Source organism: Cupriavidus sp. IDO, assembly GCF_000812465.1.
Taxonomy (GTDB): Bacteria; Pseudomonadota; Gammaproteobacteria; order Burkholderiales; family Burkholderiaceae; genus Cupriavidus.
This window is the reverse complement of sequence record NZ_JWMA01000182.1, coordinates 16,504-35,815: the sequence shown is the minus strand read 5'-3', so window position 1 is coordinate 35,815 and position 19,312 is coordinate 16,504. Positions and strand designations below refer to the sequence as shown.

Annotated in this window: 20 protein-coding genes; 5 read left to right on the top strand and 15 right to left on the bottom strand. The window is 66.5% G+C overall.

Annotated features, from left to right (window positions below; genetic code table 11):
- Positions 1 to 65: 65 nt before the first annotated feature.
- The 4 genes from phnF to phnN all read left to right on the top strand — a co-directional run bounded on the left by phnF (position 66) and on the right by phnN (position 3,434).
- A complete protein-coding gene (phnF, locus tag RM96_RS32855; RefSeq protein ID WP_039015931.1) occupies positions 66 to 800 on the top strand; it encodes a phosphonate metabolism transcriptional regulator PhnF in 735 nt (244 codons plus the stop codon).
- Between the two features lie 83 nt (positions 801 to 883).
- Positions 884 to 2,101: an alpha-D-ribose 1-methylphosphonate 5-triphosphate diphosphatase gene (locus RM96_RS32850; protein WP_039015930.1), complete on the top strand. Its 1,218-nt coding sequence runs from the start codon at positions 884 to 886 to the stop codon at positions 2,099 to 2,101.
- Positions 2,098 to 2,829: a DUF1045 domain-containing protein gene (locus RM96_RS32845; RefSeq protein WP_039015929.1), complete on the top strand. Its 732-nt coding sequence runs from the start codon at positions 2,098 to 2,100 to the stop codon at positions 2,827 to 2,829. Before RM96_RS32850 ends, RM96_RS32845 begins: the two co-directional genes overlap by 4 nt.
- Positions 2,826 to 3,434 (top strand): phosphonate metabolism protein/1,5-bisphosphokinase (PRPP-forming) PhnN, encoded by a 609-nt coding sequence (phnN, locus tag RM96_RS32840; protein ID WP_039015928.1) that lies wholly within the window; start codon positions 2,826 to 2,828, stop codon positions 3,432 to 3,434. Before RM96_RS32845 ends, phnN begins: the two co-directional genes overlap by 4 nt.
- A 302-nt stretch (positions 3,435 to 3,736) precedes the next feature.
- On the opposite strand, the gene RM96_RS32835 is transcribed toward phnN, so the two are convergent.
- The 10 genes from RM96_RS32835 to RM96_RS32785 form a co-directional block, all read right to left on the bottom strand.
- Positions 3,737 to 4,201, bottom strand: coding sequence for a GNAT family N-acetyltransferase (locus RM96_RS32835; RefSeq protein ID WP_039015927.1), 465 nt, complete (start codon positions 4,199 to 4,201; stop codon positions 3,737 to 3,739).
- Positions 4,198 to 4,734, bottom strand: a complete 537-nt coding sequence (locus RM96_RS32830; protein ID WP_039015926.1) for a phosphonate degradation HD-domain oxygenase — start codon at positions 4,732 to 4,734, stop codon at positions 4,198 to 4,200. Before RM96_RS32830 ends, RM96_RS32835 begins: the two co-directional genes overlap by 4 nt.
- A gap of 4 nt (positions 4,735 to 4,738) precedes the next feature.
- Positions 4,739 to 5,551, bottom strand: coding sequence for a phosphonate ABC transporter, permease protein PhnE (phnE, locus tag RM96_RS32825; protein ID WP_039015925.1), 813 nt, complete (start codon positions 5,549 to 5,551; stop codon positions 4,739 to 4,741).
- 77 nt (positions 5,552 to 5,628) lie between these two features.
- Positions 5,629 to 6,609: a phosphonate ABC transporter substrate-binding protein gene (phnD, locus tag RM96_RS32820; RefSeq protein WP_039015924.1), complete on the bottom strand. Its 981-nt coding sequence runs from the start codon at positions 6,607 to 6,609 to the stop codon at positions 5,629 to 5,631.
- Positions 6,610 to 6,667: 58 nt separating this feature from the next.
- Positions 6,668 to 7,522 carry a phosphonate ABC transporter ATP-binding protein gene (gene phnC, locus RM96_RS32815; protein ID WP_039015923.1) on the bottom strand — a complete coding sequence of 285 codons (855 nt, stop codon included), beginning with the start codon at positions 7,520 to 7,522 and terminating at the stop codon, positions 6,668 to 6,670.
- 808 nt (positions 7,523 to 8,330) lie between these two features.
- Positions 8,331 to 9,467, bottom strand: a complete 1,137-nt coding sequence (locus RM96_RS32805; RefSeq protein ID WP_039015921.1) for an enoyl-CoA hydratase/isomerase family protein — start codon at positions 9,465 to 9,467, stop codon at positions 8,331 to 8,333.
- 9 nt (positions 9,468 to 9,476) lie between these two features.
- Positions 9,477 to 10,247, bottom strand: a complete 771-nt coding sequence (locus RM96_RS32800; RefSeq protein WP_039015920.1) for an enoyl-CoA hydratase — start codon at positions 10,245 to 10,247, stop codon at positions 9,477 to 9,479.
- A complete protein-coding gene (gene mmsB / locus RM96_RS32795; RefSeq protein ID WP_039015919.1) occupies positions 10,244 to 11,149 on the bottom strand; it encodes a 3-hydroxyisobutyrate dehydrogenase in 906 nt (301 codons plus the stop codon). Before mmsB ends, RM96_RS32800 begins: the two co-directional genes overlap by 4 nt.
- Positions 11,150 to 11,250: 101 nt before the next feature.
- A complete protein-coding gene (locus RM96_RS32790) occupies positions 11,251 to 12,774 on the bottom strand; it encodes a CoA-acylating methylmalonate-semialdehyde dehydrogenase (protein ID WP_039015918.1) in 1,524 nt (507 codons plus the stop codon).
- A gap of 46 nt (positions 12,775 to 12,820) precedes the next feature.
- Complete coding sequence (locus tag RM96_RS32785) at positions 12,821 to 13,954, bottom strand: acyl-CoA dehydrogenase family protein (RefSeq protein WP_039015917.1); 1,134 nt, start codon at positions 13,952 to 13,954, stop codon at positions 12,821 to 12,823.
- 138 nt (positions 13,955 to 14,092) lie between these two features.
- Here RM96_RS32785 and RM96_RS32780 point away from each other — a divergent pair, with 138 nt between their 5' ends.
- Positions 14,093 to 15,109, top strand: coding sequence for an AraC family transcriptional regulator (locus RM96_RS32780; protein ID WP_039015970.1), 1,017 nt, complete (start codon positions 14,093 to 14,095; stop codon positions 15,107 to 15,109).
- Positions 15,110 to 15,126: 17 nt separating this feature from the next.
- Here RM96_RS32780 and RM96_RS39625 read toward each other — a convergent pair whose 3' ends face one another.
- From RM96_RS39625 to RM96_RS32760, 5 genes are all read right to left on the bottom strand, one after another.
- Positions 15,127 to 15,276 carry a hypothetical protein gene (locus RM96_RS39625; protein ID WP_193752570.1) on the bottom strand — a complete coding sequence of 50 codons (150 nt, stop codon included), beginning with the start codon at positions 15,274 to 15,276 and terminating at the stop codon, positions 15,127 to 15,129.
- Between the two features lie 144 nt (positions 15,277 to 15,420).
- Entirely contained in the window at positions 15,421 to 16,266 is an 846-nt protein-coding gene (gene fghA, locus RM96_RS32775; RefSeq protein ID WP_039015916.1) for an S-formylglutathione hydrolase, read from the bottom strand.
- Positions 16,267 to 16,276: 10 nt separating this feature from the next.
- A complete protein-coding gene (locus tag RM96_RS32770; protein ID WP_039015915.1) occupies positions 16,277 to 17,383 on the bottom strand; it encodes an S-(hydroxymethyl)glutathione dehydrogenase/class III alcohol dehydrogenase in 1,107 nt (368 codons plus the stop codon).
- A 201-nt stretch (positions 17,384 to 17,584) separates the two neighbouring features.
- Entirely contained in the window at positions 17,585 to 17,866 is a 282-nt protein-coding gene (locus tag RM96_RS32765; protein WP_039015914.1) for an excalibur calcium-binding domain-containing protein, read from the bottom strand.
- Positions 17,867 to 17,929: 63 nt separating this feature from the next.
- On the bottom strand, positions 17,930 to 19,303 hold the full coding sequence (locus tag RM96_RS32760; RefSeq protein WP_039015913.1) for an NTP/NDP exchange transporter: 1,374 nt from the start codon (positions 19,301 to 19,303) through the stop codon (positions 17,930 to 17,932).
- Positions 19,304 to 19,312: the final 9 nt, after the last annotated feature.

Here is a 19,312-nt window from a genome sequence, read left to right as displayed (position 1 = left end):
CTGCCGGGCTGAGGCACAATCGCACGCTATTGATGAATGCTTGATGACAAGAGGGCAGGGCAAAGATGTCTGATCGAGAAGTCGAACGCGGCTCGGGCGTGGCCGTGTGGCGCCAGATTGGCGAGGCGCTGGCGGACGACATCCGCAAGAAGCTGTATCTCCCCGGCGAGCAGTTGCCCCCCGAGCCGGAACTGGCCACACGCTTTGCCGTGAACCGCCACACCATCCGGCGTGCCATGGGCGAGCTGGAGACGAGTGGCCTCGTGCGGATCGAGCAGGGCCGCGGCACCTTCGTGCAGGAGCACGCGATCGACTACGCGATCGGGCGCCGCACGCGGTTCTCGCAGAACCTCGCCGCGCAGGGCATGCGCGGGCATATCGAGATCATCGACAGTCAGATAGTGCGGGCACCAGAGGTGGCCAAACACCTGGGCCTGCCGCGCACCGCCGACATCATGCACGTGCAGATGATCGGCAAGGCCGAGGCGCGCACCATCGACGTCGCCGAGCACTACTTCGACCCCCGGCGGTTTCCTGGCATCGACGAGCAATTGCGCGAGAAGGAATCGATCTCGCGTGCGCTGGCGCACTATGGCATTGCGGACTACACGCGAAAATGGTCGCGTATCACCGCGTCCATGCCGAGCGCGCCGGTGGCGCGGCTGCTGAACCAGCCGAAGACGCGGCCTGTGCTGCAGGTGGAGGCGCTGAACGTCGACATCGACGGCGCGCCGATGCAGTACAGCATGGTGCGGTTTGCCGGCGACTGGGTGCAGCTGACCGTTTCCGACAACGACTGAAAGCGAGCCGCTGTGTGCCGGTGATGTGGCGTCGCATTGGTCTAGACATCTGTCTGTCATCTGCCAGCGCTAACGTGGTGTTTATGCACATGACAAACCAAACACAATCGTCGCCGCTCGCGGGGATTACCGGCCGTCGGGTGCTGGGCGCCGGTGGCGTTGGCCCGGCGATGCTCGGCTTTCGGGATGGCAACGTAGCGCAACAGGCGCCCGGATCCGGCCCTTGCATCGATGCCGGCGATCTGCTGGTGCTGCCGGGCATCGTCGACATTCACGGCGATGCGTTCGAGCGCGCCGTGATGCCGCGCCCCGGCGTCAGCTTCCCGTACGCGGCGGCGCTGATCGACGTGGACCGCCAGTTGCTGGCGCACGGGATCACCACCGCGTTCCATGGCGTGACGCTGTCCTGGGAAGGCGGCCTGCGCGGCGAGGCCTACGCGCTGCGCATGTTCGATGCGCTGGCGCAGCTGCGGCTGGTGCTGGGTGCGTCGCACAGGGTTCACCTGCGCTTCGAGGCCTATCACCTGGCCGGCGTGGAGACCGCGCTGTCATGGATGGCCGATGGCCGCGTGAACCTGCTCGCGATCAACGACCACCTGCCGACCATGGCGCGCCGCATGGCCGACGAGCGCAAGATGCAGCAATACGCCGAGCGCGCCGAGTGCGACGTCGAGACTTTCCGCGGCCGGCTGCGTGCGGCCAGCCGCAACGCGCAGGACGTGCCTGCGGCGATGATGAAGCTGGTCGCAGCCGCGCGCGCGGCCGGCCTGCCGGTGGCATCGCATGATGACCCGGACGAGGCCATGCGCCGGCACTATCACCGCCAGGGCTGCGGGATTGCCGAATTCCCGCTGACCACTGAAGTCGCCGCGTTCGCGCGCCAGCTGGGTGACGAGATCGTGTTCGGCGCGCCCAACGTCCTGCGCGGCACCAGCCATACCGGCGCGCCCAACGCGACCGACATGGTGGCGGCAGGCCTGTGCACGGTGCTGGCTTCCGACTACTACTATCCCGCTCCGCTGCTGGCTGCGTTCAAGCTCGCCCAGCAAAGCGTGGCAGACCTCGCCAGCGCCTGGCATCTGGTTTCGCGCAATCCGGCGCGAGCCGCGGGACTGCAAGACCGCGGCACATTGGCCCCGGGGCTGCGTGCCGACGCCATCATCGTCGATGATCGCCAGCCCGGCCTGCCGCGCGTCTGCGCCACCATCGTCAACGGCGAGCTGAAGCATGCGACGACAGTGCTGCCGCTGATCGACATCGCCCACGCCGGCCATGCCGACGCGGACAGCCTGGCTGCCTGACCATGCAGGCACATCGTTACGCCATCTACCTGGCGCCGGCCGAGCCGTACCGCACATTCGGCAGCCGGTGGCTTGGACGCGATGCCGATACGGGCGCTGCGCTGTCCTTGCCGCGAGGCATGGCGCCGCGACCGGCTGACTGGGTCAGAGCGCCCGCGCACTATGGCCTGCACGCCACGCTGAAGCCGCCGTTCCGGCTCGCGGACGGCACGGATGGCGCGATGCTGGATGCCGCCGCGCGCCGCTTCGTGCGTGGCCGGGAGACATTCGACGCGCCGCTGACGCTGCGTGGGCTGCGCGGCTTCATCGCGTGGTGCCTGGAAGCCGGCTCCGACGGTGCGCACCGGATGCACGGGCTTGCCGACGCCTGCGTGCGCGAGTTCGAGCCGTTCCGAGCCCCGGCCACGGCCGGGGAACTCAGCAAGCGCAGGCCGGATCGGCTTGCGGCCGGAGAGCGCCGCATGCTCGAAGCGTGGGGCTATCCGTATGTCTTCGAGACCTTCGTCTTCCATATCACGCTGACCGGCATGCTTGATGCGGCCGATGAGAGGGCCGCGCTTGCACGGCTGTCGGCCGCTTGCGGGCCACTGCTCGAGACGCCACTCCATGTCGACGGCATCAGCATATTCGTGCAGCCGAAGCCGGGTGCGGATTTTATCGTTGCGCGCCACTATGGCTTCACTGGCAGCATCAGCAATGGCGCCGGCGCGGCGTACCTGGACGCATGAACTCTCGTATATCGACCGATGGGCACGGCCTGTTCTACCTGATGGGGCCGTCGGGCAGCGGCAAGGATTCGCTGCTGCGCGCGCTGCGCGAGCGCCTGGGGCCAGATGACCGCGTCGTGGTGGCGCATCGCTACATCACGCGCGATGCGGATGCCAACGAGGCGTCGGTGGCGCTTTCCGCCGATGAGTTCCGTCGCCGCAAGGCACTTGGCTGCATGGCGCTGGACTGGCGCAGCCATGGGCTGCACTACGGGATTGGCGTCGAGATCGAGCAGTGGCTGGCAAAGGGGCTGACGGTGATCGTCAATGGCTCCCGGGAGTATTTGGCGGAGGCGGTTGCGCGTTATCCGAGGCTGTGTGCCGTGCACGTGCGCGTAAAGCCCGAAGTGCTGGCTGCGCGCCTGCGGCTGCGTGGCCGGGAATCGGAGGAGGGGATTGCGCGGCGGCTTGCTCGTGCCGGGGCGGCTTTTGAGGTGCCGGCGGGGTGTCGGGTGGTGGAGATTGATAACAGTGGTGTGTTGGAGGTGGCTGTGGGGGTTTTTGCGCGGTTGGTTGGGGTTTTGGGGGTGGGGGATGTGTTGTGTGTTGGGGCGGGTGAGATGTAGGGGCTTGTGGAGGCGTGGCTGTTTCGCCGGCGTAGCCGGCGACTCCCTTTTGACTGCGCCAAAAAGGAGCAAAAAGCGCCTTCTTGCCCGCCGGGCGGGAGTCTTATCGTAGTGTTCGACGGTTTTTGTACGGGTATTTGCTTCAGGGCATAGCTGGACTGCCTGCCGCGCAGATCGCCAGGGGCAACGCCGGGAACAGCGCTGTCCTCCCGACCTCGTGAGAGCGGAGTGGCTTGGAGACCGAGCCGCGTGCCGTCTTATTGCGCTATCGCTTGGGGTTCGTCCGTCTGATTCATAGCCCTTCAGACATCAATGCTGAAGCTGACTCCGTGCTCGGTGAACCCGAGCTGCCTATAGAACTGATGCGCTTGCAGTCGGCGCGCGTTGGACGACAGCGCCAGCTTTGCTGCGCCGGCCTCGCGCGCCAGGCGCATGGCTTCCCGCATCATGGCCTTGCCGATTCCCATGCCGCGTGCAGACGGCGCGACCACAACCGCCTCGACAATCGCCTCGGGCCGTCCGTCGTGGACCATCACGGGAAATACCAGCAGGCTGAAGGTGCCAAGCGGCACCTCGTTCTCGTCCACCATCAGGTAGCACCGATAGTCCGGATAGCGGCGCATCGTTGCGTAGCGTTCGCGCATCGTGCCCAGCGGCAGGGGTGGCTCGTCATCCATCGCCGCGAGCAGTGCGGACAGGTGCCGCAGTTCTGCATCGGAGCCGCGCACTTCGCGCAGGGCCAGGGCAGTTTCGCAGATGCTGTTCATGCGGCGGTGCGCACGCAGCGTGCGGCCATGTCGAGATAGTGCGCGAGCGGCGGCGTGGCGAGGTCGACTACCTTGGCCAGGTCGTCATAGCGGCGCAGCCGCACCGCGGCTTCGGCGTGGCGGCTGGCGGCGAATGCATCGGCCTGCGCCGCGTTGTAGGGGCCGCCTTGCAATGCCAGGCTGTGCACCGAAGCGGGCGACAGCGTATCGAAGTAGGCCGGATCCACGGCGCACAGGTAACGCTTGGCCGCCACATGCAGGCGAACTGGCTCGGTGACGTCATCGCCGAACACCTTGCCCAGCGCATCGGCGCCGGCTTCCTGGTGGCGCATGTCGGTGGTGCTGCTTTCCGCCAGCATCAGGTGGCCGACGTCGTGAAGCAGGGCCGCGACGATCAGCGGCTCGGGCTCGCCGGCCTGCTCGGCCAGCTGCGCGCACTGCAGCGCATGCGCGGTCTGGCTGATGGCCTCGCCGCCGTAGTAGGCGGTGCCGTGGTTGGCGAACAGGGATTCGATGCGGGACAGGGTGAGCATGGTGTCAGACGAGTACCTTGCGGATTTGTGCGGAGATGATGTCGATGGCCGTGACAAACAGGATGATGATGATCATCACGGCGCAGGTCTGCGCGTACTGGAAGCTGCGGATGATTTCCCACAGCACGGTGCCGATGCCGCCGGCACCGACGATGCCGACCACCGAGGCTGAACGCACATTCGACTCGAAACGGTACAGCGCGAACGACAGCCACAGCGGCAGCACCTGCGGAATCACGCCGTAGACAATCTCCTCGATCGGGCCGGCGCCGGTGGCGCGCACGCCTTCCACGGGGCGCGGGTCAATGGCTTCCACGGCTTCGGCAAACAGCTTGGCCAGGACGCCGGTGGTGTGGATCCAGATCGCCAGCACGCCGGCGAACGGGCCCAGGCCGACGGCCACGATGAACAGCATGGCGAACACCATCTCGTTGATGGCACGGCAGGCATCCATGATGCGGCGCGCGGGCTGGTAGACCCAGGCCGGCACGATATTGGCCGAGCATAGCAGGCCCAGCGGCACGGCCATCACCACCGCAATGGCAGTGCCCCACAGCGCGATCTGGACGGTGACGAGCATCTCGCTCAGGTAGTTGTGCCAGTCGCGGAAGTCGGGCGGGAAGAAATCGGCGGCAAACTTCGCCATATTGCCGGAGTCGCGCAGCAGGTCCAGCGGGCGCATGTCGGCGCCTTGCCAGGACATGGCGAGCATGGCCAGCACGATTGCCCAGATCAGCATCACGGAGAGGGAAGTGCGCAGCGGCCGGGCGTGACTTTGAGGCGAAGGAGGCAGGCCGGGCCTTGCGGTGGCGGTCATGGGCAATCCGGTGGGAAACGTGCAAAGAATGGCGCGGGGCCGGCGGCGCACGGCGCCACCGGCCCCGGCGATGAGGCTTATTGCGTGCTGACAGCCTTGTCCAGCTCGGCCAGGCGACGGCTCACGTCGGCCAGCTGCTTTTCCTTGTCAGCGGCAGCCAGCGTGGTGTCCGACTCGATCTTGGCCTTCTGCTTGGCCAGTTCGATCTGGCGGATCGGCACCAGCTGGGCATCGCTCGACGGGCGGAAGCCCTGGTAGGTCAGCGTGGCCAGTACCTGCTTCTCGCGTGCGGCGTCGGCACCCTTGCCGTAGTTCACGAAGAAGGCCTGGATCTTCTTCTTCATTTCAGGCGACAGGTCCTTGCGATAGACCATCGGGTCGGCCGGGATCAGCGGCGACTTCCACAGCACGCGCACCTGGTCATAGGCGTTCTTGCCCGTGTTGATGCGATAACGCTCGAAGTTCTCGGTGTTGTTGACGGCCACGTCCACCTGCTTGTTCAGCACGGACAGCAGGTTGGTTTCGTGGTTGCTGATGCGCACGGCCTTGAACAGCGTCTTTGGCTCGAGCTTGTGGGCGGCCCACAGGTAGTAGCCCGGCACGGCCGTACCCGACGTGGAGTTGGGGTCGCCGGCGCCGTAGCTCAGGTCCTTGCCGCGCTTGATCACGTCCTCGAGGCTCTTCAGGTCGCTGTCCTTGTTGACGATCAGCAGCGACCAGTAGCCCGGATTGCCGTCCTTGTCGATCACCGAGGCAAACACTTCGCCGTTGGCGCGGTCCACGGCTTCCATGGCGGACTTGTTGCCGAACCAGGCGATCTGCACCTTGTTGAAGCGCATGCCTTCGATGATGCCGGCGTAGTCGGAAGCGAAGAACGGCTTGACCTGTACGCCCAGTGTCTGGCTGAGGTCATCGATCAGCGGTTGCCAGGCGGACTTCAGGTTCGACGACGATTCAGTCGAGATAAAGCCGATGTTCAGGGTCTTGGCGTCCTGCGCGAATGCGGGCAGGGCGACGACGCCCGAGGCCACCACGGCGAGAAAGGTTCTGCGAAGCATGGACAACTCCGGTTTGGAAAGGCTTGGGGGATAAGACGTGGGGTTCGCGACAGCCCGTTCAGGCTGCTGCAAGGTTCATCGTGACCATTACCGGCGCGGGCATGGCCCCGGTGGCTTCGTTCGCGTCGGGCACCGAGTCGTGCAACAGTTCTTCAGCTTCGGTGCCATACAGATCGCGCAGCATGCCCGGCGTGAGCGCCGAGGATGGGCCGTCATAGACCACCTTGCCCTGGCGCAGCGCCACCACGCGGGGACAGTAGCGCATCGCCACGTCCACCTGGTGCAGCGATACGACCACGGCCACCTTGCGTGTACGGTTGATCTGTGAGAGCAAGGACATCACGCGGCGCGACGATTCCGGATCGAGCGAGGCAATCGGCTCGTCGGCGAGGATCACGCGGGCGTTCTGCACCAGCGTGCGGGCGATGGCCGCGCGTTGCTGCTGGCCGCCGGACAGCGTTGAAGCGCGCTGAAACGCATAGTCGTCTATACCAACCTGCGCAAGCGCATCGAGCCCGGCCTGGACTTCACCGGCCCTGAAGATGCGGAGCAGGCTGCGCCACTTGGGGATGCGGGTGAGCATGCCGACCAGCACGTTGGTGATCACCGGCAGGCGGCCCACGAGATTGAACTGCTGGAACACAAAGCCGATTTCGGCACGCACCTTGCGCACGTTTCCGGCCAGACGGCCATTGCGCTGCACGCAACGGCCATTGACGAGGATCTCGCCGGCGCCGGCATCGCTGGTGATGAATCCGGCCACGTGGCGCAGCAGCGTGGATTTGCCCGAACCCGAGGCGCCCAGCAGGGCGACCATTTCGCCCGGTGCGACCTGCAGCGTGACGTCGTCAAGCGCCTTGCGGTCCGCGCGGAACGATTTGGAAAGCCCGCGGACTTCAATTGCGTGCGTCATGGCGACTCCCTGGCTTGAATGACCTGCGCATTCTGGCCGGGATGGATGACAAAACGATGACTTGGGATCTGAGGCTGGTTATCGGTTGAATGTATGCATTGGCTCCTTTTTTTGAGGAGCTCTTCGCTGGAATGCGGGTGTGTGGGTTCTTGGATGCGTGGCTGTTTCGCCGGCGTAGCCGGCGACCTCCTTTTTGACGGCGCCAAAAAGGAGGCAAAAAGCGCCTTCTTGCCCGCCGGGCGGGAGTCTTATCGTAGCGTGCGCGGGTTTTTGTACGGGTATACGCTTCAGGGCATAACTAGACTGCCTGCCGCGCAGATCGCCAGGGGCAACGCCGGGAACAGCGCTGTCCTCCCGACCTCGTGAGAGCGGAGTGGCACGCAGCTTGAGACCCGGCGGCATGCGCAGCCGAATCGCGCACCTCGGTTGTGGTCCGGAACCTCTTGCCGCAGGTACGCCGCTCGATCACGGCACCACTCCGCTCTCACGAGGTCGGGAGGACGGCCTGTCAATGCCTCGCGCCGCCTCGTTACCACGCGGCAGGCATCGTAGCTATGCCCTGAAGCGAATACCCGTACAAAAACCCGCGCACGCTACGATAAGACTGGCCGTCCGCCGAGGACAGTTAACGCGTTCTTTGGTTACTTTCTGTCGCTCGGACAGAAAGTGACTCGCCCTTCAGGGCGAAACCTAGGGCCGTCGACCATCGACAGCGCCAAGCCGCAGCCACCACCCCCAGGCACATCAGCAACAACCCTCGTACGTCCCCAAAAAATCGGCGAAGCCCATTTGGGAGAAGGATCTAGCCTCAGTGCGAGCCCGTTAGCGGCAAGGGTTGATCACCCGGCTGCCACCAAGGCTTGAACAACGCCTGAACCGCGGCATCATCCACCGCATCATAGCTGCTCGTACGCCAGCGCGGCGCATTGTCCTTATCAACGATCAACGCACGCACGCCTTCGATGAAATCGCCATGCGCGAACGACTGCACTACCACCGCCAGCTCCATGCGGAAGCAGTCCGCCAGATCAAGCCTCCGTCCACGCAGCAACAGTTCGCGCGTGGCGCAGGCAGCCAGCGGGGAGCGCGTGCGCAGGATGTCGATGGTGCGCGTGGCCCACGCCGTATAGCGCGGATCATCCTGGCAGGCCAGCCCTGCGAGGATCTCGGGCAAGCTGGCTTCGGCCGAAAAGTGGCTCATCAGCGCCGGCAGTATCTGCAGCAGCGGCGCTTCGGCTGCGGTGGCGACGGGCTCGCGCACCAGCGCGCGGCGCAGGTCGCGCAGCGGGTGGCCGGTCCATTGGATACCCGCGAGCGTGCTCTCCAGCGATTCGAGCGTGGCGCTGCTGACTGCCGCATCGGCCAGCCCGCAGAACAGCGCATCGGCCGCGCCCAGCGACACGCCCGTCAGCCCCACATAGAGCGCAAGCTGCACCGGCATCTTCGACAGGAAATGGCTGGCGCCGACGTCCGGCACCAGGCCGATGCCGGTTTCTGGCATGGCCACGCGCGAGCGCTCGGTGACGATGCGCAGTTGCGCTGCCTGCGACAGCCCCATGCCGCCGCCCATCACGATGCCGTCCATCAACGCCACCACGGGCTTGGGGTAGCGGTGCAGCCGGTAGTCCAGCTGGTATTCGTCGATGAAGAAGCGGCGGTGCAGCGGCGTCTGGTCGCGATAGCTGTCATACAGCGCGCGGATGTCTCCGCCCGCGCAGAAGGCCTTGGGACCGGCGCCGCGCAGGACCACGGCGTCGATATCATCCTGCGTCGCCCACGCCTCAAGCTGCGCGGACAGGGCCACGATCATCGGATACGACAGCGCGTTGAGCTGGCGCGGACGGTTCAGCGTGACCAGCCCGACCCGGTTGATCGTTTCGAACAGGACTTCCGGCTCGCTGGCGGCGCCCGCGTTGGGCGTCAGGTTTTCTGGCGTCAGGCGCATGACATGCTCCTAGGCATTGCGCCATTGCGGCGTACGTTTCTGCAGGAAGGCGTTGACGCCTTCGCGCTGGTCGGCATCGTCGAACAGGTCGACAAAGCGCTCGCGCTCCAGCGCCAGCGCGGCGTGGCGCGACACGCCCTCGCGCGCCAGGTGCACCAGCCGCTTGCTGTGCGCCGCCGCGCGCGGGCTGACGGTGCAGGCGCGCTCGGCCATGGCCAGCGCGGCGTCGAGCGACTGGCCGGTCGGCACCACTTCCTCGACCAGCCCGATGCGCAGTGCCGTGGCGGCGTTGACGCGCTCGTTGGTCAGGATCATGCGCTTGGCCCAGCCTTCGCCCACCAGCCACGGCAGCGTCTGCGTGCCGCAGCCGCACGGGAGCAGGCCGACGGCGGCTTCGGGCAGTGCCATCTGGGCATGTTCTTCTGCAATGCGGATATCGCATGCCAGCGCGCATTCCAGTCCGCCGCCCATGGCGTAGCCGTTGATCGCGGCGATCACCACCGGGCGCGCATTCTGCAGTGCCTCGAAGGCGGCGCCGAAGCGCTGCGCCATCTTGCGGGCGTGGGCACGATCGCCCTCGGCAAAGCCGTTGAGATCGGCGCCAGCGCTGAAGAAGCGCTCGCCGGCGCCGGTGATGACGACCGCACGCACCTGCGGATCGGCATCCAGCCTGGCCACCAGCTCCTGCAGCTGCTGCAGCCCTTCGGCGGTGAAGGCATTGGCTGGCGGGCGGCTCAGCGTCAGGCGGGCGATGTGGCCATCGACGGCGAATTCGATCATGGCTGGTTCCCCTTTTTCTCTGCCGGCAGGTACTGGCGGATCACGCCGGAGAAATCGAGCTGGCCGTCGCCGGCCTGGCTCATGGCCTGGTAGAGCTGCTGGGCGAGGGCACCGAGGAACAGCGGCTGCTTTACGCTGCGCGCTGCGTCGGCGGCCAGTCCCAGGTCCTTGAGCATCAGCTCGGCGCCAAAGCCGCCGGTGTAGCCGCGCGAGGCCGGCGCGGTCTCGATTACGCCGGGGTAGGGGTTGTACGTATCCGACGACCAGCAGCGGCCGGTGGAGGTGTTGACGATGCCGGCCAGCACATTGGCATCGATGCCGAGCCGCACGCCCAGCGCCATCGCTTCGGACACGCCGATCATAGAGATGCCGAGAATCAGGTTGTTGCAGATCTTGGCGATCTGGCCGGTGCCGGTATCGCCGCAATGGACCAGGTTGCGGCCCATGCCGGCGAGCACCGGCTTGATCTGCTCGAAGAGCGCAGGTGCTGCGCCGACTATGAACGTCAGTGTGCCGGCCTGCGCGCCGCCGGTGCCGCCTGATACCGGGGCGTCGGCCAGCGGGTTGCCGTGCTTCTCCGCGGCTGCCGCCAGTTCGCGCACGGTGGCGGGGTCGATGGTGCTCGAATCGACCAGCGGCACGCCCGCGCGCACGCCGGCCAGGACGCCGTCGGGACCGAGGTAGGCGGTGCGAACGTGTGCCGCGGCGGGCAGCATGGTGATGACGAAATCAGCTTCAGCCACGGCCTTGCGCGCGGATTCGGCTGCGGCGGCGCCTTCGGCGCGCAGCGATGCCACGGCGGCGGCGTTAAGGTCGAATACGGTCAGCGTGTGGCCGGCCTTGAGCAGGTTGCGCGCCATGGGCGCACCCATGTTGCCGAGGCCGATGAAGGCAATGTGCATGAGGTCTCCTTCGAAATCGTTGTGGGCTAATCCAAGCCATCTGTTTGCTCCCCTCTCCCGCTTGCGGGAGAGGGGAGCAAACCGCGGGCCCCAGATTACGCTTACTTCAGACTGATCGTCGTATTCACCCCGTCATTCACCGTGGCATCGTCAAACCACCGCGCCGTCACCGTCTTGGTCTGCGTATAGAACTGCACGACCTGCTTGCCATACGGGCCCAGATCGCCCAGCTTCGAACCGCGCGAGCCGGTGAAGCTGAAGTAGGGCACGGGCACCGGGATGGGAATGTTGATGCCGACCTGGCCGACGTCGATCTCGCTCTGGAACTTGCGCGCGGCGGCGCCGCTCTGCGTGAAAACACCGGTACCGTTGCCGAACGGATTGCGGTTCACCAGCGCAATTGCGTCGTCCAGCGTCTCGACGCCGATGACCAGCAGTACGGGCCCGAAGATCTCGTTGGTGTAGATCGACATCTGCGTGCCGACATCGGCGAAGATGGTCGGGCCGATGAAGTTGCCCTGCGGATAGCCGGGTACCTGCACGTTGCGGCCATCCAGCAGCAGCGTGGCGCCTTCGCGCTCGCCGGCGGCGATCAGGCCGAGGACGCGTTCCCTGGCCGCGACCGATACCACCGGGCCGACATCGGTGCCGGCTTCCGCGCCGGCGCCAACCTTGAGCGTCTTCGCTTTGGCTACGAGCTCGGGCACCCAGTCACGCGCGGTGCCGACCAGCACGACCACCGACGTTGCCATGCAGCGCTGGCCTGCCGCGCCGAAGGCGGCGCCCGCCAGTGCGTTGAGGGTCTGTTCCTTGTGCGCGTCGGGCAGCACCACCGCGTGGTTCTTGGCGCCCATCATCGACTGCACGCGCTTGCCGTGCGCGCCGGCCAGGTTGTAGACGTGCGTGCCGACGGCGGTAGAGCCGACGAACGACACCGCCTTGATATCGGGATGCGTGCAGAGCGCGTCCACCACTTCCTTGGCACCATGGACGACATTGAGCACGCCCGGCGGCACGCCGGCTTCCACTGCCAGCTTCACCAGTTCCATGGTCGACAGCGGATCCTGCTCCGACGGCTTGAGCACGAAGGTATTGCCGCAGACGATGGCCATGGGGAACATCCACAGCGGAATCATCGCCGGGAAGTTGAACGGCGTGATGCCGGCGCAGACGCCGATCGGCTGCTGGAGCGTGTAGGTATCGACGGTAGATGCCACGTTCTCGGCAAAGCCGCCTTGCTGCAGCGTGCCGATCGAGCAGGCGTGCTCCACCACTTCCAGGCCGCGGAAGATATCGCCTTCGGCGTCGGCCAGCGTCTTGCCCTGTTCGGCAGTCAGGATGGCGGCAATGCGCTTGCTGTGCTCGCGGATCAGGGCCTGGTAGCGCAGCATGATGCGCAGGCGCGTGCCGATCGGCGTGTGGCGCCAGGTGGCGAAGGCGTGCTGCGCGGCGCCGACGGCGGCATTGACTTCAGCCTGCGTGGCCAGGGGCACCTGCGCCAGCACCTCCTGGGTGGCCGGGTTGATCACGGCGCGGAATTCGGTGGCCGAGGATTCGACCCATTCGCCGTTGATCAGCAGCGGAACGGTGGGCACGGCATTGGCGGTCTTGGGCTGGGCACTCATGTTGTCTCCGTCGGTTCTGGACTGTGATGGGATGTGGGAATGCGGTTCAGAGGCTGCGCGCGATCAGCATGCGCTGGATCTCGCTGGTGCCTTCGTAGATCTGGGTGATGCGGGCGTCGCGGTAGTGGCGCTCGACCGGGTAGTCCTCCAGGTAGCCGTAGCCGCCGTGGATCTGCAGGGCCTTGGAGCACACGCGCTCGGCCAGTTCGGAGGCGTAGAGCTTGGCTTGCGAGGCCTCCGACAGGCAGGGCACGCCGTTGGTGCGCATGCGCGCGGCGCGATGCACGAGCAGGCGCGCGGCGTTCAGCTCGGTTGCCATGTCGGCCAGCATGTTGGCGATCGGCGGGTGCTCGCGCAGGGCACGGCCGAACTGCACGCGCTCGGACGCGTAGCGGCACGCGGCCTCGAAAGCGGAGCGGGCGATGCCGATGGCCTGCGCGGCAATGCCGATGCGGCCACCTTCCAGGTTGGAGAGCGCGATGCGCAGGCCTTCGCCTGCCTCGCCCAGCAACGCATCGTGCGGCACTTCGCAGTCTTCCAGCGTGATGGCGCAGGTGTCGGAGGCGCGGATGCCGAGCTTCTTCTCCGGCGCGTGGACGATAAAGCCCGGCGTACCGGTGGGCACGACGAAGGCCGAAATGCCCTTCTTGCCGCGCTCGGGCTCGGTGGCGGCGAACACGATCGCCACGCCGGCGCGCTGGCCGTTGGTGACGAACTGTTTGCTGCCGTTCAGGATCCAGCCGTTCTCCGTGGGGCGCGCACGGGTGCGCAGGTTGTGGGCTTCGGAGCCGGCCTGCGGTTCGGTCAGGCAGAAGGCGCCGATCAGGGCGCCGCTGGCCAGCCTGGGCAGGTAGCGCTGCTTTTGTTCATCGGTGCCGTAGTGCAGGATCGGGCCGCAGCCCACCGAGTTGTGCACGCTCATCAGGGTGGCGCATGCGGCGCAGCCGGCGGCAATTTCCTCGATGGCGAGCGCGTAGGCCACATAGTCGGTGTAGGTGCCGCCCCATTCTTCGGGGACGATCATGCCCAGCAGCCCCAGCGCGCCCATTTCGGACACCACCTCCGGCGGCAATTGCGCGGCGCGGTCCCACTGCGCGGCACCCGCGGACAGGCGCTCGCTGGCAAAAGCGCGGGCGCTGTCGCGGATCATGGTCTGCTCTTCGGTGTAGTCGCTGTGCATGGCTGGGGCTGCGGTGGCTTGGCGTGGACCGCGTCCGGACAGACGCGGCGATGACTTGATCGCAGTGTAGAAACGGCGCCTCGCCGCTCCTATGCCAAAATCCGCCAATCTTTCTGAACTCGTTTGCCACTGCGCACCATGGAAAAAGGCAGCGTCGCCATCTGTTTCGTCCACCACGCCATCTCGGGGCTGCGCGCGCAAGGGCTCGATCCCGAGCCGGTGCTGCGCAGTGTTGGCATCGCGCCGGCGCTGCTGGCGGTGCCGCAGGCGCGCGTCTCGGCGGACAGCTACAGCGAGTTATGGATGGCGGTAGCAGCCGCGCTGGACGACGAATTCTTCGGCCAGGACTCGCGTCGCATGAAGCGAGGCAGCTTTGCCATGCTCTGTCATGCGGTGGCAGGCAGCCGCACGCTGGCGCAGGGGCTGGACCGCATCACGCGCTATTTCGGGCTGCTGCTCGACGATATCGGCGTGCGGCTGGAGCGCCACGAGGACCGCGCCGCGCTGGTGCTTACGGAACCCTCGTCGGCGCAGGGGCGGGTGCCGGGCGTGTTTGCGCAGGAAACCATGCTGATCATGCTGCATGGCCTGATGAGCTGGCTGCTGCGGCGGCGCGTGCCGGTGCAGCTGGCCGCGTTCAGCTATCCCGAGCCGGCATACAGCGCGGAGTACCGGGTCATGTACTCGCGCCAGCTCGCCTTTGATCAACCGGCCACCGCACTGGTCTTCGACGCGGGCCTGCTCGACCAACCGGTGCGGCAGGACGAGCGCAGCCTGAAGGCTTTCCTGCGCGATGCCCCGCACAATGTGGTGGTGAAATATTCCGACCGCAGCAGCGTGGCCGCCCGCGTGCGCCGGCAGTTGCGCAATCAGCGTCCCGAGCAATGGCCGACGTTTGAAACGCTGGCCCAGGACCTGCACCTGTCGGCATCGTCATTGCGCCGGCGCCTGATGGACGAAGGGGCAAGCTACCAGGAACTCAAGGATGAACTGCGGCGCGACCTCGCCATCCAGGCCCTGAGCCATTCGCGCAGGCCCATGGCCGAGATCGCGGCGGAGCTGGGTTTTGCCGAGCCCGGCGCGTTTCATCGCGCGTTCCGGCGCTGGACGGGGTCGCGGCCGGGGGCGTATCGCGGGGTGGCGGAGGAGGGCTGATGTTTCCGGTCCGGTGCCTAGTCGGACCTTCGAGGGGCAATCCTGCCCGCATCGGGGCGTTCCTCCCCACGCAAGGAGGGGTCGTTCTTGAGCAGCCAGCGCGCGGCAATCAGCAGCGCGGCGAGAAAGGCGACGATATAGACGCCCAGAGACGTGACGTGGTTCATGTCTGACCCCCATGATTTGCCAGCTCTTATGGCTGGTCGAAGAGACATTATGGGAAACCCGGTGCCTGGCTACATCACCTGTTTGGGGGTCGAAGCGGGATCCCCGGCGGCAGTGGCATTTGCCTGCTCCGCCGGGGAGGGCGCTTACAGCTGCGCCGCGTGATGCCGGATATGGTCTTCGATGAAGGTCGTGATGAAGTAGTAGCCGTGGTCGTAGCCGCTGTGCCGGCGCAGCGTCAGCGGCTGGCCGACGGCCTGGCAGGCTGCCTCGAAGGTCTCGGGGTGCAGCTGCGTCGGCAGGAACTGGTCATCCAGCCCCTGGTCGACCAGGATGCCACGCGGGAACGGCGGCGCCTTCTGGCCCGCCATCAGGGCGCTGGCGTCATGCTCCGCCCAGCGTGCGCGGTCCTCCCCGAGGTAGCCGGTGAAGGCTTTTTCGCCCCACGGGCATTGCGAGGGTGCCGCGATGGGGGCAAAGGCCGATACCGAGCGGAAGCGGCGCGGATGCCGCTGCGCCAGCACCAGCGCCCCGTGCCCGCCCATCGAGTGGCCGAAGATGCCGACACGCTCCGGATCGGCCGGCAGCTCCGACGTAACCAGCCCGAACAGCTCGTCCGCCACGTAGCTTTCCATGCGCCAGTGCATGCGCCACGGGGCCTGCGTGGCATCGAGGTAGAAGCCGGCACCCACGCCGAAGTCCCATGCATCGGCTTCGCCGGGCACGCCGGCGCCGCGCGGGCTGGTGTCGGGCGCCACCAGCATCAGGCCGTGCGCGGCGGCGAACCGCTGCGCGCCGGCCTTGATCATGAAGGTCTCTTCGGTGCAGGTCAGGCCGGCCAGGTAGAACAGCGCCGGCACGCGCGCGCCCGGCACCAGCGCCTGCTGTGGCAGGAACACCGAGAACCGCATCGGCAACCCGATGGCCTGGGACTGGTGGCGGTAGAACCGTTGCACGCCGCCGTGGCAGCCGTGCTGCGAGAGCAGTTCCATGGGCGCCCCCTCAGTACAGCACGACCGAGCGGATCGACTCGCCGCGCTTCATCAGGTCGAAGCCCTCGTTGATGCGATCGAGCGGCAACGTGTGGGTGATCAGGTCGTCGATATTGAGCTTGCCTTCCATGTACCAGTCGACGATCTTCGGCACGTCAGTGCGCCCGCGCGCGCCGCCGAAAGCCGAACCCTTCCATTCGCGCCCCGTCACCAGCTGGAACGGGCGCGTGGAGATCTCCGCGCCGGCCTCGGCCACGCCGATGATGATCGACTTGCCCCAGCCCTTGTGGCAGCACTCCAGTGCCTGGCGCATGACCTGCGTGTTGCCGATGCATTCAAAGGAGTAGTCGGCGCCGCCGTCGGTGAGCTGGACGATGTGGTCGACCACGTTGTCCACGTCCTTCGGGTTGATGAAATGCGTCATGCCGAACTTGCGCGCCATGGCCTCGCGCGCCGGGTTCAGGTCCACGCCGATGATCTTGTCGGCGCCAACCATCTTCGCGCCCTGGATCACGTTCAGGCCGATGCCGCCCAGGCCGAACACCACCACGTTCGCACCCGCTTCCACCTTGGCCGTGAAGATCACCGCGCCAACGCCCGTGGTCACGCCGCAGCCGATGTAGCAGACCTTGTCGAACGGTGCATCGGGGCGAATCTTGGCTAGCGCAATCTCCGGCACAACGATGTGGTTGGCGAAGGTGGAAGTGCCCATGTAGTGGAAGATCGGCTTGCCGTCGATCGAGAAGCGCGAGGTGCCGTCCGGCATCAGGCCCTTGCCCTGGGTGGCGCGGATGGCCTGGCACAGATTGGTCTTGCGCGACAGGCAGAACTTGCACTGGCGGCACTCCGGCGTGTAGAGCGGAATCACATGGTCGCCCGGCCTGAGCGAGGTCACGCCGGGGCCGACATCGGTGACGATGCCCGCGCCTTCATGGCCGAGAATCGCCGGGAAGATGCCTTCCGGATCGGCACCCGAGAGCGTGTAGTAGTCGGTATGGCAGATGCCCGTGGCCTTGATCTCCACCAGCACTTCCCCGGCGCGCGGGCCGTCGAGATCCACATCTTCAATCGTCAGCGGGGCGCCGGCTTTCCAGGCGATGGCGGCTTTGGTCTTCATGGCGGAGTCCTCCGGGGGGTAAGGAAAGGGATGGGCGGCTTGCGGGCAGCACGGAAGAAGCCTGCGCAGCGCGCGGGCCCGAGGCCATGACTATACGATCATCCGGTGGACGGAGGCCAGAATTCCGAACGGGCCTGAGGGGTGAAGGCAAAGTTCATGGCCTCGGATCCATACTGCTTCCCCATTGCATTTCCGGGAGCCCTAGTTGCACAAAGACCGCTCACAGGGAATGCCGTCTCCGTCGCCGTCCATCTTCGTGCCCGGGCAGTTCTGCAGATAGAACGTGGCCTCTTCGCAAGAGCGCATCTGATGGCACATTGTCTTGCCTTCGCATCGGAAGACCACCGGGGACGGCCGCGGAAACGAGGGGGCCGAGATGGCCGGTTCAGAGGGTACCGGCAATGAAGCCTGAGCCGGTCGATGATGATCGTAGTAGTACCAGCCGCCGGCAATGGCGGCGATGACAATGACCCACTTCGGCATGAAATCTCCCGTTTATTATTGTGTCCGGGAGTATAAGCGGAGCCCTACGGCGAGGGTCAATGACTACGCTGTCGTGTCACCGGCGGCGCGGGCTTGTAGTGTCGACGCATCCTGCGGACCGAGCTGCCCCTCATGCTGCCGCCCGAGCCACCACCCAAGCACCGCCCAGACCAGCGCCAGTGCGGCACCGGCCAGTGCCACGGTGGCGGGATGGCCAGAGAGCGCATCGATGCCGGTCTTGACCCATGCGCTGACCGCATCGCCTGCACGGTAAACGGCGGTGTCGATGACATTCTTGGCCTTGTACTTGGTCTCCGGGTCGACCACGGTGAACAGCATTTCGCGACCCGGACGCAGCAGCGCGTACTCGCCCACGCGCCGCAGGATCATGGCGCCCGCGAGCACGCCGAAGGTTGGCAGCAGCGCCAGCACGAGGAAGCCTGCAGCCACGATCAGCGGTACGGCAGTCAGTAACGCCGTCACGCCGTAGCGGCGCGCCACGCGGCCGGCGAAGAAGAGCTGGATGACGATGGTGAAGGCCTGCACCGTGGCATCGAGCGCACTGAAGACCTGCGTTTGCCGCGCGCGTTCGGGAAAGGCCTCGGCCACCAGCCGCGCCTGCTCGAAGTACAGGAAGGTGCTGGCCGTCGCCAGCAGGACCACGAACAGGCTGATACCGAGCAGGTAGCGCGAGCGCGCCAATAGCGCGAGCCCGGCCAGGAGTCCGCCACCGACCGGATGCGCAGGGTCCTGCGCAGCGCTGGCGGTGGATTGCGCATCGCCGGCCACGGCAATGCCCGCGCCTGCGCGCCGCCGCCAGCCGAACAGCCAGCCCACGCCCGGCAGCGTCGCGGCCAGCAGCGCAGCCGACAGCAGCATCAGCCCGGTCAGACCGATCCTTGTCACCAGCCAGCCGCCCAGCACGGGCCCGGCCAGCCCGCCCGCGCTGGCGCCGGCGGCGAGCAGCGCAAAGAGCCGCCGCGCCTGCTCGGGGCGGAACACGTCGGCCATCAGGCTCCAAGCGACCGACACCACGAACAGGTTGAAGACCGACAGCCACACGTAGAACACCCGCGCCAGCCAGACGTTGTCCGGCTCCGCACGGGTGGCAAAGGCGAAGGCGAGCAGGTTGGCGATGAAGAAGGCGTAGACCCACGGCACGAAGCGCCGGCGTGGCAGCCAGGCGCAGCAGGCGCCGTAGACCGGGATGGCGGCCAGCATGACCACGAAGGTGGCGGTGAAGAGCCACTGCAGGTTCTTCACGCCGCCCGCGATGCCTGCGGTCTCGCGCACCGGCCGCAGCATGAAATAGCTGGCGAACAGGCAGAAAAAGAACAGGAAGCCCGCGATCACGGCGCCACCTTCGCCGGGCTGGATGCCGAGGCCGCGCCGCAGGCGAGCCAGGCTAGTGGCAGCGGTGTCCGGATAGTTATCCATGACAGTGCT

What these genes read in the sequence shown, in the direction of transcription:
- phnF (WP_039015931.1), top strand. Translation starts at nt 66, where the DNA reads ATGTCTGATCGAGAAGTCGAACGCGGCTCGGGCGTGGCCGTGTGGCGC.
- RM96_RS32850 (WP_039015930.1), top strand. Translation starts at nt 884, where the DNA reads ATGCACATGACAAACCAAACACAATCGTCGCCGCTCGCGGGGATTACC.
- phnN (WP_039015928.1), top strand. Translation starts at nt 2,826, where the DNA reads ATGAACTCTCGTATATCGACCGATGGGCACGGCCTGTTCTACCTGATG.
- RM96_RS32835 (WP_039015927.1), bottom strand. Translation starts at nt 4,201, where the DNA reads ATGAACAGCATCTGCGAAACTGCCCTGGCCCTGCGCGAAGTGCGCGGC.
- RM96_RS32830 (WP_039015926.1), bottom strand. Translation starts at nt 4,734, where the DNA reads ATGCTCACCCTGTCCCGCATCGAATCCCTGTTCGCCAACCACGGCACC.
- phnE (WP_039015925.1), bottom strand. Translation starts at nt 5,551, where the DNA reads ATGACCGCCACCGCAAGGCCCGGCCTGCCTCCTTCGCCTCAAAGTCAC.
- phnD (WP_039015924.1), bottom strand. Translation starts at nt 6,609, where the DNA reads ATGCTTCGCAGAACCTTTCTCGCCGTGGTGGCCTCGGGCGTCGTCGCC.
- phnC (WP_039015923.1), bottom strand. Translation starts at nt 7,522, where the DNA reads ATGACGCACGCAATTGAAGTCCGCGGGCTTTCCAAATCGTTCCGCGCG.
- RM96_RS32805 (WP_039015921.1), bottom strand. Translation starts at nt 9,467, where the DNA reads ATGCGCCTGACGCCAGAAAACCTGACGCCCAACGCGGGCGCCGCCAGC.
- RM96_RS32800 (WP_039015920.1), bottom strand. Translation starts at nt 10,247, where the DNA reads ATGATCGAATTCGCCGTCGATGGCCACATCGCCCGCCTGACGCTGAGC.
- mmsB (WP_039015919.1), bottom strand. Translation starts at nt 11,149, where the DNA reads ATGCACATTGCCTTCATCGGCCTCGGCAACATGGGTGCGCCCATGGCG.
- RM96_RS32790 (WP_039015918.1), bottom strand. Translation starts at nt 12,774, where the DNA reads ATGAGTGCCCAGCCCAAGACCGCCAATGCCGTGCCCACCGTTCCGCTG.
- RM96_RS32785 (WP_039015917.1), bottom strand. Translation starts at nt 13,954, where the DNA reads ATGCACAGCGACTACACCGAAGAGCAGACCATGATCCGCGACAGCGCC.
- RM96_RS32780 (WP_039015970.1), top strand. Translation starts at nt 14,093, where the DNA reads ATGGAAAAAGGCAGCGTCGCCATCTGTTTCGTCCACCACGCCATCTCG.
- RM96_RS39625 (WP_193752570.1), bottom strand. Translation starts at nt 15,276, where the DNA reads ATGAACCACGTCACGTCTCTGGGCGTCTATATCGTCGCCTTTCTCGCC.
- fghA (WP_039015916.1), bottom strand. Translation starts at nt 16,266, where the DNA reads ATGGAACTGCTCTCGCAGCACGGCTGCCACGGCGGCGTGCAACGGTTC.
- RM96_RS32770 (WP_039015915.1), bottom strand. Translation starts at nt 17,383, where the DNA reads ATGAAGACCAAAGCCGCCATCGCCTGGAAAGCCGGCGCCCCGCTGACG.
- RM96_RS32765 (WP_039015914.1), bottom strand. Translation starts at nt 17,866, where the DNA reads ATGCCGAAGTGGGTCATTGTCATCGCCGCCATTGCCGGCGGCTGGTAC.
- RM96_RS32760 (WP_039015913.1), bottom strand. Translation starts at nt 19,303, where the DNA reads ATGGATAACTATCCGGACACCGCTGCCACTAGCCTGGCTCGCCTGCGG.